This is a genomic window from Pseudomonas sp. 1 R 17, from assembly GCF_900067035.1.
Taxonomy (GTDB): Bacteria; Pseudomonadota; Gammaproteobacteria; order Pseudomonadales; family Pseudomonadaceae; genus Aquipseudomonas; species Aquipseudomonas marginalis.
On sequence record NZ_FKLB01000065.1, the window covers coordinates 61,343 to 75,409 of the forward strand.

A 14,067-nucleotide genomic window follows, 5' to 3' on the forward strand; every position below is an offset into this window, starting at 1 on the left:
TATAAGCAGGACACAGGGCTGCATGGCCATGGGTATCTACACAACTTTCAGATCCTGACGAATCTCCCTGTGGCGAGCCCGCTCGCCACAACAGCCCTATCTGCCGGGCGTTCAGCGTTGAGCCGAAGTTGTGCAGATACCTATGCTGAAATGGCGGCGGCCCTTTGCCAAGGCTCAGACGGTACCGAACCCCACCTGCACCGTCAGCGCCCCCTGGTTATCCCCCAACCCAATGCCATAACGCCCCTCCAGATCATCGTTGATGCACAGCTGCAATTCCCCGGTCTGCCCCGCCGGAATCTCCGCCAGGTCACCCACCAGAAACGGTGTCCCGCTGCTGCTCACACGGCCAATCAGCGCGCCCTCATTGGCTCCCGGCAAGGTGTAGCCCGCCTTGGCGATCAGCCCGGGGCTGCCGTTGCCATCGACCATGCCGCCCACCGGGCTGGCCAGCCACTTGCTGCTGACATACCGCACCAGGCGCGGGCTCGGGCCGCTGATCTGCACGCCAGTGCCTTGCCATGGCTGGTTGGCCTGCACCTGTACTGTCGCGGCCTTGAGCTCGTTGCACAGGGTGTCGCCGGCCTGGATCGACAGCGCGGCGATGGTCAGGCTTGGGTTGGAGGTGCCGGTGGTGGGGAACACGCCATCACCCACCAGGAACAGGTTGTTGTGGTCCCAACTGCGTTGGGTCTTGTCCACCACCGAGGTCTTGGGGTCGTCCCCCATGCGGTAGGTGCCCATCAAATGCCCGGCACCCTGGAACGAATAGGATTGCCCTTGGTAGGTGAACACCCCGGGCGGGATGTCGGCAGTCAGTTCGGTAGCCCCGAGCAGTTCGGTGATGACATGGCTGGCCAGGATCCGCGCCTGTTTGAAGCCTTCCTTGGTGTAGTCGGACAGGTCGTAGTGGATTTCCGGGCGGGGTATGCCCAGGCGGTCCTTGTATTGGCCGGAAGGCACGATATAGCAGTTGGCGTTATTGGGATCTTCCTCCACTTGCTCCACCAGGAAGCCTATCCGAAATTGCCGCGTGAGCAGGTTGTTCAGCTGTTGCACCAGCGCCGTGCCGAACAGCACCTGGGGCGCGCCCGGTGTGTTTGGCAGCGGGTTGGTCTTGCTGACGTTGGTGCCATCAATCAGGTCGGCGACGGTGGTGTAGGGATCGCCGATCGGCCAGTTGAAGCCCTCGTTGCCGATCTCGATCCGCCAGGCCGCGCGCTGGCTGCGGAACGCGCCGTCGCGCAGGCTTTCGATGCCGGAGGTGGACACCGGGCCGCGATACGGGAACACCGTCTTGCCCTCGGGCATCAGGCCCCAGGCCAGGTAGATCGGGTGGTCCGCCAGGCTGCGCCCGACCTGGCCGCTGCTGTTGGCCACGCCGTTGGGCCAGGCGCTGCTGGTGGAATTGAGCAGCAACTTGGGCGTCTCGATGGCATGGGCGGCGATCACATAACGTTGCCCCACCGCAACGCCGGTGCCGGTCGGTGGTCCGTCACCAAGCTGGTACTGGATGAACTCGATACCGCTGATGCTGTTGTCCGCCCCCACGGTGACCTTGCTCGCCACGGTCTTGTACAGCACCCGCACATTGCCGGTGTTGAGCGCGTTGTTCATGGTCACCGTGGCATCGTACTTGGCCTGGATCGGGCAGATCGGTGTGCAGTTGGTGTTACCCGCGCACACCCGTCGCCCGGCATACGGCTGCGAGTTGCGCCCGGCCGGCGTCGGGCTGACCACCAAGGGCAGGCCCTCGAACGACTGGCCCTGCACCGCGCTGACGAAGCTGCCATCGACCAGCGACAGCGGGATGCTGGTCATCGGGTATTCATAGTTGGCCGGGAAGGTGATGCCCAGGTACGCCTGGTCGGCCACGTTCGCCGCCACACCGATCTCCGCTTCGGCACGGCAATAGGCGCTTTGCAGGTCGTTGTAGCTGATCGGCCAGTCCACCCCCACGCCGTACAGGGATTTCATCCGGAAATCATTCGGCAGCATGCGCAGGCAGGTGGCGACCCAATGCCAGGTGGTGCCGCCGCCCACGCGCTCATAGGTACTGGTGAACGGCAGCGGGCCTTTTTGCACCAGGTAGCTGACCTCGGGGTTTTTCCAGTTGTCATTGATCAGGTCGGCGATGGTCGCGCGCGGTGCGTTCTGTTCGGCCGGCTTGCGCAGCGGGCTCAAGGTGCTCACCGGCGGGTAGGGTGATTCGGGCGTCTTCAACGTCGCGGTATAGAAACGCTCCAGGTACTGGTTGCGATTGGGCGGGATCTCCGGCCCCGATTCCAGCACCAGCACTTGCACCCCGGCCAGGCCCAATTGATAGGCAATGAGGCTGCCCGCAAGGCCCGCACCGACAATCACCACATCTGCTTGTTCGCTACTCATGACGATGCTCCTGGCTGCGTGCTGGCGTTAACCCCGGTGAAGTCTTCCAGGCTGGGCGGCGGGCTGTTCCAGTAGCCGAAGAAGAACTCGCTGTAGCCCATGGGGTGGGCCTGGGCAATACTCCACGCCCAGCTCTGGGTGTAGGCTTCGTCACTCACCACGGTTTGCTCGCCGAGCGGGAACGCGCCCTGGGTATACGGCTGGTACCACACGCCCAGCAGCCAGAGCTTCATGATCGCGCGTGCCACCTGGGCGGTTTGCGTCGGTGCCGGTTGGCCGTTCTGCATCAGGATCGCTGTGCCGATTTGCTGCGGTGTCGCCTGCTCGGCCGCCAGCGTGGCGTACTGGGCCAGCAGGGCGCTGAGCACGCTTTGCCCGACACGCGGGCCGATGAAGTTGAGAAAGGTGCTGGGCAGGCCGATGGGGTCTACCGACGGCGCCAGCAGTTCCTGATCGATGCCGGTGAGCACCACGCTCAGGCCGGTGAAATTGTCCAGGTCGGTACTCATGGCTGACTCCTTGTCACACCGGTGGATTGGGCGCGTTCGAGCAGGTAGGTGAAGTCCGCGAAGCTGGTGCGCGGCGACTGGGTCACGTGGGTGACGGCATTGCCGTGACAGGCGATGCAACTGGACGACGCCTGGGGTACGGTGCCCTGGATATAGGTCTCCAGCGTGGCATTGGCGAGGAACGACGGCGCCGGGTTGCCCAGCGGCCGGGTTGCGGAGATCTGGCACGGCGGCTGGCCGCTGAGCGTCGGCCACTGGGTGCTGATCAACTGGTAGTTGGCCCATACACTGTTGGGATTCACCGTGCGCAGCAGGGTCTGGTAGGTGGTGTTGAGGGCCTTGGTTTCATCCGTCAACGGTATCTCGCGCACGATCTGCGAGGGCGTGGCCTTCACCGCCGGGTTCCATGGCCGGGGCGGCGGCTGGTTGACCTCGGCCTGGCTGCTGGCGTTGTAGAACAGGTACGGGCCTTTGCGCTCGGCGGGCGGCGTGGTCTTTTCCGGCACATTGTCGACGTGTTCGAAGGTCGACCACACCCACTGCGGCGCGCTGGTGGTCTTGTGCACGATATGCAGGCCCACCAGCCCGACCGGCTCGGCCACGCAGGACTCGGCCACCACCGGCCCCTTGCTCGGGTCGCTGTTGCCCGGCGTATACACCAGGGCATCGACACTATGGAAGCTGGCGGGATTGTCGTTGCCGTCCAACACCTTCCACGCGGCCTTGACCATCAGCGAGCCCACCTCACTGGTGCTCGGGTTACCGCAACTGAACGCCACGGCATTGGTCGGGCTGGCGGCAAAAAACGCCTGTTGGCCCTGGATGCTGTAGAGGCCGTTGTTGACGATGCCGTCGAACATGGCTTGGTTGACCACGATTTCATTGCGCGTGTACACGCCGCTCTGGTCCACCAGGGGGCCGCTTTCAAACGGCTGGATAAACTCGTCGAGCACATCCGGAACCTTGCCCATCTGTTGCAGCAAGCGCCCGGAACCCTTGCCTTCACAGGCTTTCGGCACGCTGGCGGGCGCATGAAAGGGCAGCGGCTTCTGCCCTTGGGCCAGGAATATCTGATAGCTCTCCTTATAGCTTTCCCACACGGTGGCCGCGTCCTGCTGGCCGATCTGCACAGCGCTGTTGGGTTGACCCGTGTCCAGGGCCGGCCAGTTCAGCGCGATGAACGTCTGCCACGACATTTCATCGAAGTTGGCTTGCAGGCTGGACAGGGAAAAGGGCGGGGTCGCCGTGACATCGAAGGGTATTTGCGTAGACAACGTGGGGGCCGCGACGACCAGGGGGCTCAGCAACGCGCCAAACAGCGCACAGCCGAACCCGGGCCGGGGGCGATGGGTTTCCATTCTCATCGGTATCTCCTAGGCATCAGGCGCCGGGAGACAGTGGGTCCGTCATGGACTCTTCAATGCGCCTCCTGGCACGGGCTAGAGCGTAGATAAGGTTGGCAGCGCAGGTGTATGGGCGGCTAGATTTGTTCGTAATAAAAACAATCGCCAAGCAGGCTGTGGAGCAGACGCGCGACTTTCCGTAAACATTTTGACCTCGCTACTATCCAAGCCTTAAGCACTGATGGCAGTATGAAATCACTTTCAAGGGAAGGAATTTCAGCACGTGGTACCCACCAACTTTACCCGTGACCAATTCGCATGCCTGAGCGAATGGCACGAAAAGGTCTTCGACAAGACCGATACCACCCATCGCGACGCTTACAGCCAACTGCGCAACGCCTATGACATCACCAAGCGGTGGGCTGAGACTTTACAGGAGCGTCTCTTCCCCCAAGGCACCACTAAAACCATTCGCCGACCCATAGACCAGTGGAACAGAAAGTTCGTGGCCTACAACTGGTCGCGTATCTATCCGTACGCGGATGCTCCCCTGGCGCTGGCCTACACCGTAGGCATCGACGCTGTTGACGGTTTCTTCGTCAAGATCGATCTGGTCGACGCCAAACTCGACGATGCCTCCCTGCGCAGGCGCTACGACGAAATCCGTGGGCCTTACCACGACTCGCCGATTGTTGCGCTCATGTCGGCCGAAGAAGGCCTGGCGATAGGCTTCTCGGGAATCATCGAGTGGAGCGCACACGCCATCAACCATTTCCCAATCGGGTACAACCAAGTGGCCGAACAACTGGGTTTGATTACAACGCCGAACGCTGCGCAACTGTTGCAGCATTTTCAGTGCTGCAAGGATTTCAGAGAACGGCAGCCAAAGTGGAGCAGCGAAATGACGCAGTTGTTTGTGCGTCTTGCCATCGCGGTTCATGGGTTGGGTTTTGACTGGTGGGCCACGAAAGCCACCAACACGCAGTTGGTATTCGGCGGGAAAGAAAAAAGCGCCATTCGGGGATCGACGATGGGGGCACTGTTTGTGCGCTTTGATTGTGTCGAAGTCCGATGGTTGGCGTTTCACGGCCTGGATGCCGTGCCGCTGAACCAGAAGTTGAGCCCTGAACTGGTGGCGTTGGTTGAAGCGGCCAATGCGCAGAAACAGGGCGTTTCGGCAAAACGAGGCCAGCGTTCCAGCCGCATTGGCTATTGGCCGGATCAGTACCGCATCGAAGAGGTTGTCGCCATGGAAGAGGACGTATTGCTGGGTGACAGTGCGCTGTCTGAGGCCAATATCATCACCCGCAATCAAATCTATTTCGGGCCGCCCGGCACGGGCAAAACCTGGACCTTGCAACGTCTGCTCGAGGCCGACTACCCTTCGCAACGCTTCGAATTCGTTACCTTCCACCAGTCTTACGGCTACGAAGAATTTGTCGAAGGGCTGCGTCCGGTGATTTTCGACAGCACCGCTGCTCATGCGGATGCGACCACCACCGGCGACGTTCGTTATGAGATTAAACCGGGTGCTTTCTTGCGCCTGTGCGAGCGGGCCAGGAAGGACCCTGCGCATCAGTACGCGATGGTGATCGACGAAATCAACCGAGGCAACATCAGCAAGATTTTCGGCGAACTGATCACCTTGATCGAACTCGACAAGCGTGAAGGTGAGGTCAATTCGGTGACACTGACGCTGCCCTATTCAGGCAAGCCGTTCAGCGTGCCTTTGAACGTCGACGTGATCGGCACGATGAACACCGCCGACCGTTCGTTGGCGCTGGTCGATACCGCCTTGCGCCGCCGCTTCGAGTTCATCGAACTGATGCCGGATCCCCGTGTATTGAAGGGTGTCACGGTGTCCAAGGGCGATCACCAGATTGACCTGGAACAACTGTTGACCGCCCTGAACATGCGCATCGAAGCGTTGTATGACCGTGAACACACCATCGGGCATGCCTATTTCACGCCATTGAAAGGCATGTCCTCGGAGCAGCGTTTCGGGGCCTTGGCCACGCTCTTCAGAACCCGGATCATCCCGCTGCTGGAGGAGTACTTTTTCGACGATTGGCAGAAAATAAGGCTGGTACTGGGCGACAACCAAAAGAAAGCGCCTGAGCTCCAGTTTGTACGCGATGTTGAGTCGGGCAGAGGGGCCACGAACCTGTTTGGTTCGAGTGATGAGTGGGACGAGTATGCGCTACGGCCACGCTATAGCCTGAATGCTGACACCTTCAACATACCGCAAGCGTACATCGGTATCTATTCGACGCTATTCAAGCCTGTCGCCGAATGAGTGCCGTACAGATCTTTGAGTACGGCAGGCTGGTGGAGTCTGGCGACGGGGTGAGCGCAACGGTAATCCCCGGGCGCGTATTTGCCTGGCTGGAAGAGCAATGCCTGAAAGCCGACGAGCACGCACCTGCCTGGCTCAGACTGACCAGCCGCCGAGGGCAGCGCGTTATCCAGGTGACCAGCTATGTGGGCGTCCTGCGTGCACCTTGCGGTTTCCAGATCGAGATCCTGCCCAAGATTGGCAGCGAAACATCAGCGTCCCTGGCGCGCCGGAAACTGATCGAGATGCTCAAGTGCCTGCGCGGTTTTCGTCACCTCAAGACGCTGAATGCCGATCTTCAGGCTGACCGAATGCCGCTACTCGAGGTGTTCCTGCAACAGTTTCTGGAGACGGTCAGGCATGTCGTCAGGAAAGGGCTGCGCAGTGATTACACCGCCCGGCAAGCCAACTTATCCAGCCTGCGCGGCAAGCTGGTGATGGCGCGTCACCTCTCGGAGAATCTGGTGCGGCGCGACCGGTTCTTTACCGAGCACGATGAGTTCACTCCGGACCGTGCTGAAAATCGCCTGATTCATGCGGCCCTGCGCAAAGCACTGGGTATGTGCAGCGCGCCCGCCAATCAGCGTCTGGCGCGCGAGTTGTGTTTTGTTTTCGCTGATGTGCCGCTGCCCACCGATGTGGCGCAGGACTTCAAACGCATCCGGCTGGACCGGGGCATGGCATATTACGAACCTGCCCTTGAATGGGCGCGGCTCATCCTGCAGGGCAACAGCCCCGTACCGGGCGCCGGCCAGCATCACGTGCCGTCGTTGTTGTTTCCGATGGAGGCGGTTTTTGAGGCCTATGTGGCGAAGCATCTGGCGCGCCAGTTGGAGGACGGCTTTGGCCTGAAAACCCAGGTCAGCCGCGAGCACCTGGTGGTGCACAAGGACGAGAACTGGTTCCGCCTGAAGCCCGACCTGCTGGTTCAAGAGGGCACGCAGCCGCGAATGGTGCTCGACACCAAATGGAAGTTATTGGATCGCGCCAAAGGCAACCGTTTCGAGAAGTACAAGCTCAGCCAGGCCGACTTTTACCAGCTCCATGCGTACGCCCACCTCTACTTGAAGGACGCCGGGCACGCCGTTCTGATCTATCCATGGACAGAGTCGTTCTGCGAACCCTTGCCCGTTTTCGATTTCAAGAGCGCCGAGGGCTTGAAACTCTGGATCCTGCCGTTTTGCCTTGAGCGCAGTAAATTGCTGCTCCCCGAGGCATCCCCCCTGGGGAGATTTATCAGCACTGAGGGGGCTCAGGCCGGCTCTGCATCCGCCTCAACCCGAATATAAGTGCGAAACACATGGTCCCACAGCGGCGAAGACACACCGAAGTTCTTCTCGATGCCTTTGCGGTGATGCAGGTCGTGATTGGCCACCAATCCCGGAATAAAGGCGTAGGCCCAATGCTGCGGGCGGTGCATCACGTAGTGCAGCGAGATGTAGACGAAATAGCCCGTCACCGCGCCGATAAACGCCGAGGTGAGGCCGATGGACCAGGCGAGCAACAACAGCACGGCGAAGGTCGAACTGGTTTTCCAGCTGGACACGCCGATGTAGGCCAGCACGTCGATATGGTGGGTCCAATGCTCGCGGCGATACAGCGAATGGAACAGGAAACGGTGCGCCGAATACTCCACCAGCGTCCAGGCCAGCAGGCCCGACAGTGCCAGCCAGGGCTCAAAGGGCGCCAGATAGAGGGCAGCTACCACAAACAGCGGAACGGTGAAGAAATCGAGGTAATAAGCAACCGATGACATCAGCCATTTATTGGAAGCAGCCATGCGCGGAATATCCCTGTAGTGCGAAATGGACGGGCGCGGGATTGTCCGGTGTCGGGCCGCCGTATACAACATCCCGGCGTGGCGACGTGGTGGATTTGTGAGCCAATCGCCCTAGCAGCGTCGAATAGCCGTTGATCCGCTACGTTGCAACAACTCAATCCGGTCCGCCGGCACCAGCGTACGCAAGGTCTTGTACAGCACCCGGGTTTCCAGCAGGTTCCATACCCGCAGCATGGTTTCCAGCGCGTCCAGGGGTTTGCTGATGAAGTCCCGGGCGCCCAGGGCCAGGGCACGCAGGCGCGTGTCGCGGGTCGCGTCGGCAGTGAGTACCAGGATCGGCAGGTATTCACCCTGGGGGATGCGCCGGTTGAGTTGCTCCAGCACCGCAAAGCCGTCGAACTCCGGCATGTGCAGGTCGAGGATCACCAGGTCCGGCTCGAAGCTGTTGAACAACTCCAGGGTGCGCAGCGGCTGGGTGCTGCTCAGCACGTTGGTCAGCCCTTCGCGCGCCAGCAGTTGCTCCACCAGGTCGAGGTTCGGGCGTTGGTCGTCGATGATCAGAATACGCAGGTCGAGGTTCACGCGGGCTCCGGAAAAGCTTGGTCGAGGTGGGCGAGAAAGGCGGGCACGTTGATCGGTTTGTTCAATACGGCAGTGGCGCCGGCTTCCTGCAACGCCTGGCGGGTAAGGTCGCTGGCGTCGGCGGTGATCATCAGCACCGGCGTGTCGCGGGTGATCGGTGACTGACGCAGGCGTTGCAGCACCTTCAAGCCATTCATGTCCGGCAGCGACACATCCAGCAGAATCAACTGGGGTGCGTGCTGCGCGGCGAGGTCAAGGCCCAGTTGGCCTTGCATGCTCGACAGCAGTCGTATGCCGGGCCGGCGTTGCAGCAGGGTTTCGATCAGCGCCAGGCTGGAGAGGTTGTCTTCGATGCACAACACCTTGCCCTGGAAGGGGCTGGCGACGGGGGCAGGGCGCTTCAATTCGGTGTCGATGCCGGGCGTGGCAATACTCTGGGCGTGGGCCACGCGCACGAAGGGCAGTTCCAGGGTGAAGCGCGAGCCGACGCCGGGCTGGCTCTGCACCTTGAGTCGGCCGTCCATGTTCTCCAGCAGGCTTTTACTCAGTGCCAGGCCCAGGCCGCTGCCTTCCACATTCGGGTCGGCCCCCAGGCGTTCGAAAGGCTTGAACAGTTGCCCCATATGATCGGCTGCGATGCCGTTGCCGGTATCGCACACAGCCACGCTGACTCGTTGTCCACGGATATCGACCTCAAGGCTCACCTGGCCATCGCGCCGGTTGTATTTGATCGCATTGGACAGCAGGTTCAGCAGCACCTGGGTCAGGCGCTGGCGGTCGGCAACGATGCCCGTATCCGCCGCCAGTGCCGGCAGCGGCCGCAACTGCACGCCTGCGTCGGTGGCCATGGGCGACACCAGCGTCAGCGCCTCTTGCAAGGTGCCCGCAAGCGGGATCGGCACGATATTCAACGCCAGGCTTCCGGCCTCGATCTTGGCGATGTCCAGCACTTCATTAATCAGCGTGAGCAGGTGCTGGCCGGCGCGCAGAATATGACCGACATCGGCCTTTTGCGCCTTGGGCGCGTCCATGTCCAGCAGTTGCGCAAAGCCCAGGATCGAGTTGAGCGGGGTCCGCAGTTCGTGGCTCATGCGCGACAGGAATTGGCTTTTGGCGCGGCTGGCGCGTTCGGCTTCCTCGCGGGCGGTGCGCAGGGCGATCTCCGCCGCGCGGCGGTCGGTGATGTCGCGGGTGATCTTGGAAAAACCGCGCAGGGCGCCGGTGCCGTCGTATTGCGCCGTGATCACCACGCTGGCCCAGAACCGCGTGCCGTCCTTGCGGCAGCGCCAGCCTTCTTCGGTGTAATCACCGTTGCGGGTGGCCTCGCGCAACGCCATGTCCGGGTGCTGCGGGCATTCCTGGGGCAGGTAGAACAGCGAGAAATGCTGGCCGATTATCTCTTGTTCGGTATAGCCCTTGATCCGCTCGGCGCCGTTGTTCCAACTGGTGACATGGCCCGCCGTGTCGAGGGCGAAGATCCCGTAGTCCTTGACCCCATCGATGATCAGCCGCAAGCGTTCTTCGTTGTCGCGCAAGGCGCGTTCGCGTTCGGCCAGCAACAGTCCGGCCTCCACCAGGCTGGTGCCCAACTGGCCGATTTCGTCTTTTTCCGGCGGCTGTGGCAGCAGCGGCGAGCCCAGGGCCAGGCGTTGGGCATTGCGCTGCACATTCTGCACCCGGGCGACAATGCCCTTGGACAGAAACAGCACCGCGACAATCGCCCCGAACAAGCCGCAGATCGCCGCCAGCCAGGTCGACAGCAACAAGCGTTGGCGGGTTTCGGAGGCGGCGGCGCTGCGCTCGGCCAGCAACGACGCCTCAAGGGTGAGCATGGTGCTGATGTGTTGGCGCAGGGCGTCGAGGATGTGCTTGTTGCTGATCAGGATGGCACTGATGGACTCCGGTGTGGCGTCGCTGTCCTTGAGCATTTCCTCCAGCCCGTCGACCTTGCCGTCGATCAACGGCTTGATCGCGCTGAGCTGCTCGCGCACCCGTTGATCGCGTACGTTGCGGTCCAGTCGGCGCAGGGCCGACTCGATCTGGGGCTTGGCGTTCAGGTAGCTGGGCAGGAAGTCTTCGCGGCGGGTGAGCAGGTAACCGCGCACACTGGCGGCGGCTTCCGCGAGCAGGGTATGCACGGCCTGGATATCGCCTTGCACGCGTAAAACCCGGCGCACATCCTCTTCGGCACGGGCGGTCTGGCGTTCCGTGGTGTAGATCAGCACCAGGGACAGCAACAGCACCACCAGTGGCAGTGAAATCACCACCAGCGCCTTGCCGCGCAGCGGCAGGTCGGCCCAACGCTTTCTCATTTGGGCCGCCTCATGTGGGTGTCACCAGGCCCAAGGCGATGCCCCGCACGGCGGCCTGGGTACGGTCAGCCGCGCCGAGCTTGCCGATCACCCGCTCGACATGGGCCTTGGCCGTGCCGGTGGTAATGCCCAGGTGTTCGCCGATGGCGCGGTTGCTCATGCCGTTGGCGACCAAGCCGAGGACCTGGCGTTCCCGTGGGGTGAGCGGTTCGCCGGGGGCGGCACCGCTGGCCTGGCGTTCGGTCATGCGCCGCAACAGCCGGGCGCTGACCGCCGTGTTGAGCGCCTCGCCACCGGCGGCCACTTGTTGTAGCGCATGGATCACCTCGGCGCGGCTGGCGTCTTTGAGCAAGTAGCCCACCGCACCGGCATTCATGGCCGCCTCCAGGTACTCGGGGCTGTCGTCCATGGTGAACATCACCACCTTCACCGCCGGCAGGCGTTGTTGCAGCAAGCGTGCGGCGCCAAGGCCGTTGAGCCCGGGCATGCGGATGTCGAGGATGACGATATCCGGCAGAAGCTGTTCGCACAGTTCCACCGCCTGCAGGCCATCACTGGCCTGGCCGACCACCTCGAACTGCGGGTGGCCGGCCAGCAGGGAGACAAAGCCGGTGCGCGTGACTTCATGGTCGTCCGCCAGCACCAGGCGCAGGACGTGGGTCATTGCGGGACTCCAATCAAGTGCGCAGGCACGCGGGCGTGCAGCCGGGTACCGCCGTCGACGGTGCTGACGCAGGTGAAGCTGCCGCCCAACAGGCTGGCGCGCTCCTGCATGGTGGCGAGGCCCAGATGCTGGACGTCATCTGCTGATGGCTCTGCCTTGAAGCCTCGGCCATTGTCGTCCAGCCGCAGGGACGCCTGGCCGTCGTGCAGCGCCAGGACCAGTTGCACTTGGCTTGCGCGCGCATGCTTGAGCACATTGTTGATGGCTTCCTGGCCGATCCGGAACAAGGCGATTTCCACCTGGCTGGGTAAGCGCGTCTCACAGTGCGCCAGCCACACCACGTTGATGCCGGCGTCACGCAGGCGGTCGGCTTCCTTATCGAGGGCTTTGAACAAGCCGAAATCATCCAGCACCGTGGGACGCAGGCCCGCAATCAGTTGCCGGCCCTCGCCAACCGAGTGTTGGGCCAGGGTAAGAATCGCCTCCAGGTCGGCGGCCAATGCCTCCGGCAGCGGCGGGCAGCGCCCGGCAAAGCCTTGCAGCCGCTGGTGCAGGCCCGCCAGGGTTTGCGCCAGGCCATCGTGGAGGTCGTAGGCGACGCGTTTGCGTTCGTCTTCCTGGGCGCGGAGCAAGCGGTTGACCAGGTCGGACAGGGTTTTGTCGCGCAGCTTGAGGGTGCTCAGCAGCCGGTCGTTTTCCAGGTGGGCGGCCAGTAATGTGGCGAGCAGTTGCAGGGACTCGCTGTCTTCGTGCTCCGGCGCCCGCAGGCTGACGCTATTGCCCAGCACCAGTACACCAAAGGCATCGCCGTCACCGGCGCGCAACGGCACTTGCAAGACGCTGGGCACGTCCTCGGATGGACGCTCCTGCCAGCACGCCGTGCGCAGGCTGCGGTCGGCGAGGGCGGCCAGGCTGCCCAAGCGCGACGGGGTGCCATGGCGGGCGCTGGTATAGGCGATGCCCTCGGCGTCCCACTCCTGCAGCAGCCCGTGGTCCATGGCCAGAAACGCGCAGGCCCGCGCGAGCACGCGTTCGCGCATGGCGTCGGGGGCCAGTTGGCGCAATTCCTGGCCGGTATCCACCAACAGGCGCAGGCGCGCCGTACGACTTTGCGATTGGCGAAAGTGCGCGCGCATGGCCAGGGCGCTGCCGGGATCATGGGGCGTGTCATGCATGGTTGATGCTCCATTGCTGCGGGCGCGAGGGGGATCTATTAGACATGGTCGGACCCCTTGGGCGCTATCTGCCAAATGGCATAGGTAAATACCTCCGGTTGGCCGATGGCGGCTGGCGGGCAGGTTGGCAAAGTGGCCTCAACGACGACCACTGGAGTAATGCAATGAAATTCGATATCGCCCCGATCGCCCTGATGTTTGCCCTGAGCGTACCGTTTGTTCATGCCGCCGAGACGGCCCCGTATGTCTACCGTGAAGTCGCCCAGGCGCCGGCCAATGTCAAAGACCGCGAGATTGCCGGTTTATTCGACCGCTGGAACAGCGCCCTGCAGACCGGCAACGCGAAATCCGTGGTCGACCTCTACGCGCCGGGCGCTGTGTTGCAGCCGACCGTTTCCAACCAGGTGCGCACGACGCCGGAGCAGATCACCGACTACTTCGACCACTTCCTGGCGCTCAAGCCGGTGGGCCAGATCAACTACCGCGAGATCCGCCAGCTGGGCAGCAACGTGGCCATGGACAGTGGCGTCTACACCTTCACCCTGACCGAGTCGGATGGCAAGGTGCGTCAGGTGCAGGCGCGCTACACCTTCGTCTATGAGCAGGTGGGTGGCCAGTGGAAAATTCTTAACCATCATTCTTCGGCGATGCCTGAAGTACAGGCCAAGCACGCCAAGCAGTAATGGTTGGAGGGAAAATGCCCATCCCTTGGCGGGGGGGGCATTTTTTTGTTGGGGCTGGGAGATTGTTGCTGTGACGGCTCGGGATCCGGCGCCTATCCAACTGATGCCCTGCGAGGGAACAAGTCCACTACACAACTTTCAGAGGTCTGTGGTTTGCTTCCGTGGCGGCCTTCGGGCCGACCATGTCGTTGGATTTGACCGAGTACATATCCGTTGCTGCGGTAACGGCCACTTAGGGTTCCGCTCTTACAGCGGGTCACTTTTGGAAGAGCGCCAAAAGTAACCAAAAACGCTTC

Annotated in this window: 11 protein-coding genes; 3 read left to right on the forward strand and 8 right to left on the reverse strand. The window is 62.3% G+C overall.

Annotated elements, in window-relative coordinates; translation table 11 throughout:
* Positions 1-174 precede the first annotated feature (174 nt).
* Genes BFP99_RS27495 through BFP99_RS27505 form a run of 3 tightly spaced genes read right to left on the reverse strand, consistent with a single transcriptional unit; the run spans position 175 to position 4,261 of the window.
* On the reverse strand, positions 175-2,388 hold the full coding sequence (locus BFP99_RS27495; RefSeq protein ID WP_065948689.1) for a GMC family oxidoreductase: 2,214 nt from the start codon (positions 2,386-2,388) through the stop codon (positions 175-177).
* A complete protein-coding gene (locus BFP99_RS27500) occupies positions 2,385-2,897 on the reverse strand; it encodes a sorbitol dehydrogenase (protein WP_065927731.1) in 513 nt (170 codons plus the stop codon). The genes BFP99_RS27495 and BFP99_RS27500 overlap by 4 nt, the downstream gene beginning before the upstream one ends.
* The gene (locus tag BFP99_RS27505) at positions 2,894-4,261 is read right to left on the reverse strand and encodes a cytochrome C (RefSeq protein ID WP_065948690.1); all 1,368 of its coding nucleotides are present in this window, start codon (positions 4,259-4,261) and stop codon (positions 2,894-2,896) included. Before BFP99_RS27505 ends, BFP99_RS27500 begins: the two co-directional genes overlap by 4 nt.
* 262 nt (positions 4,262-4,523) lie before the next feature.
* Between BFP99_RS27505 and BFP99_RS27510 the strand changes: the two genes are divergently transcribed.
* Both BFP99_RS27510 and BFP99_RS27515 read left to right on the forward strand, forming a co-directional pair.
* The gene (locus BFP99_RS27510) at positions 4,524-6,536 is read left to right on the forward strand and encodes an McrB family protein (RefSeq protein WP_065948691.1); all 2,013 of its coding nucleotides are present in this window, start codon (positions 4,524-4,526) and stop codon (positions 6,534-6,536) included.
* Complete coding sequence (locus tag BFP99_RS27515) at positions 6,533-7,864, forward strand: McrC family protein (RefSeq protein WP_065927728.1); 1,332 nt, start codon at positions 6,533-6,535, stop codon at positions 7,862-7,864. Before BFP99_RS27510 ends, BFP99_RS27515 begins: the two co-directional genes overlap by 4 nt.
* On the opposite strand, the gene BFP99_RS27520 is transcribed toward BFP99_RS27515, so the two are convergent.
* The 5 genes from BFP99_RS27520 to BFP99_RS27540 form a co-directional block, all read right to left on the reverse strand.
* Positions 7,828-8,355: a sterol desaturase family protein gene (locus BFP99_RS27520; RefSeq protein WP_065927727.1), complete on the reverse strand. Its 528-nt coding sequence runs from the start codon at positions 8,353-8,355 to the stop codon at positions 7,828-7,830. The genes BFP99_RS27515 and BFP99_RS27520 overlap by 37 nt on opposite strands.
* Before the next feature lie 111 nt (positions 8,356-8,466).
* Entirely contained in the window at positions 8,467-8,937 is a 471-nt protein-coding gene (locus BFP99_RS27525; RefSeq protein ID WP_065927726.1) for a response regulator, read from the reverse strand.
* Complete coding sequence (locus BFP99_RS27530) at positions 8,934-11,249, reverse strand: ATP-binding protein (RefSeq protein WP_065948692.1); 2,316 nt, start codon at positions 11,247-11,249, stop codon at positions 8,934-8,936. Before BFP99_RS27530 ends, BFP99_RS27525 begins: the two co-directional genes overlap by 4 nt.
* A 10-nt stretch (positions 11,250-11,259) precedes the next feature.
* Positions 11,260-11,913, reverse strand: a complete 654-nt coding sequence (locus tag BFP99_RS27535; protein WP_065927724.1) for a response regulator — start codon at positions 11,911-11,913, stop codon at positions 11,260-11,262.
* Complete coding sequence (locus tag BFP99_RS27540) at positions 11,910-13,088, reverse strand: sensor histidine kinase (protein WP_065927723.1); 1,179 nt, start codon at positions 13,086-13,088, stop codon at positions 11,910-11,912. The genes BFP99_RS27535 and BFP99_RS27540 overlap by 4 nt, the downstream gene beginning before the upstream one ends.
* Before the next feature lie 164 nt (positions 13,089-13,252).
* On the opposite strand from BFP99_RS27540, the gene BFP99_RS27545 reads away from it, so the two are divergent.
* The gene (locus tag BFP99_RS27545) at positions 13,253-13,771 is read left to right on the forward strand and encodes an SgcJ/EcaC family oxidoreductase (RefSeq protein WP_065927722.1); all 519 of its coding nucleotides are present in this window, start codon (positions 13,253-13,255) and stop codon (positions 13,769-13,771) included.
* Positions 13,772-14,067: the final 296 nt, after the last annotated feature.

What these genes read in the sequence shown, in the direction of transcription:
- BFP99_RS27500 (WP_065927731.1), bottom strand. Translation starts at nt 2,897, where the DNA reads ATGAGTACCGACCTGGACAATTTCACCGGCCTGAGCGTGGTGCTCACC.
- BFP99_RS27530 (WP_065948692.1), bottom strand. Translation starts at nt 11,249, where the DNA reads ATGAGAAAGCGTTGGGCCGACCTGCCGCTGCGCGGCAAGGCGCTGGTG.
- BFP99_RS27535 (WP_065927724.1), bottom strand. Translation starts at nt 11,913, where the DNA reads ATGACCCACGTCCTGCGCCTGGTGCTGGCGGACGACCATGAAGTCACG.
- BFP99_RS27495 (WP_065948689.1), bottom strand. Translation starts at nt 2,388, where the DNA reads ATGAGTAGCGAACAAGCAGATGTGGTGATTGTCGGTGCGGGCCTTGCG.
- BFP99_RS27520 (WP_065927727.1), bottom strand. Translation starts at nt 8,355, where the DNA reads ATGGCTGCTTCCAATAAATGGCTGATGTCATCGGTTGCTTATTACCTC.
- BFP99_RS27515 (WP_065927728.1), top strand. Translation starts at nt 6,533, where the DNA reads ATGAGTGCCGTACAGATCTTTGAGTACGGCAGGCTGGTGGAGTCTGGC.
- BFP99_RS27545 (WP_065927722.1), top strand. Translation starts at nt 13,253, where the DNA reads ATGAAATTCGATATCGCCCCGATCGCCCTGATGTTTGCCCTGAGCGTA.
- BFP99_RS27540 (WP_065927723.1), bottom strand. Translation starts at nt 13,088, where the DNA reads ATGCATGACACGCCCCATGATCCCGGCAGCGCCCTGGCCATGCGCGCG.
- BFP99_RS27505 (WP_065948690.1), bottom strand. Translation starts at nt 4,261, where the DNA reads ATGAGAATGGAAACCCATCGCCCCCGGCCCGGGTTCGGCTGTGCGCTG.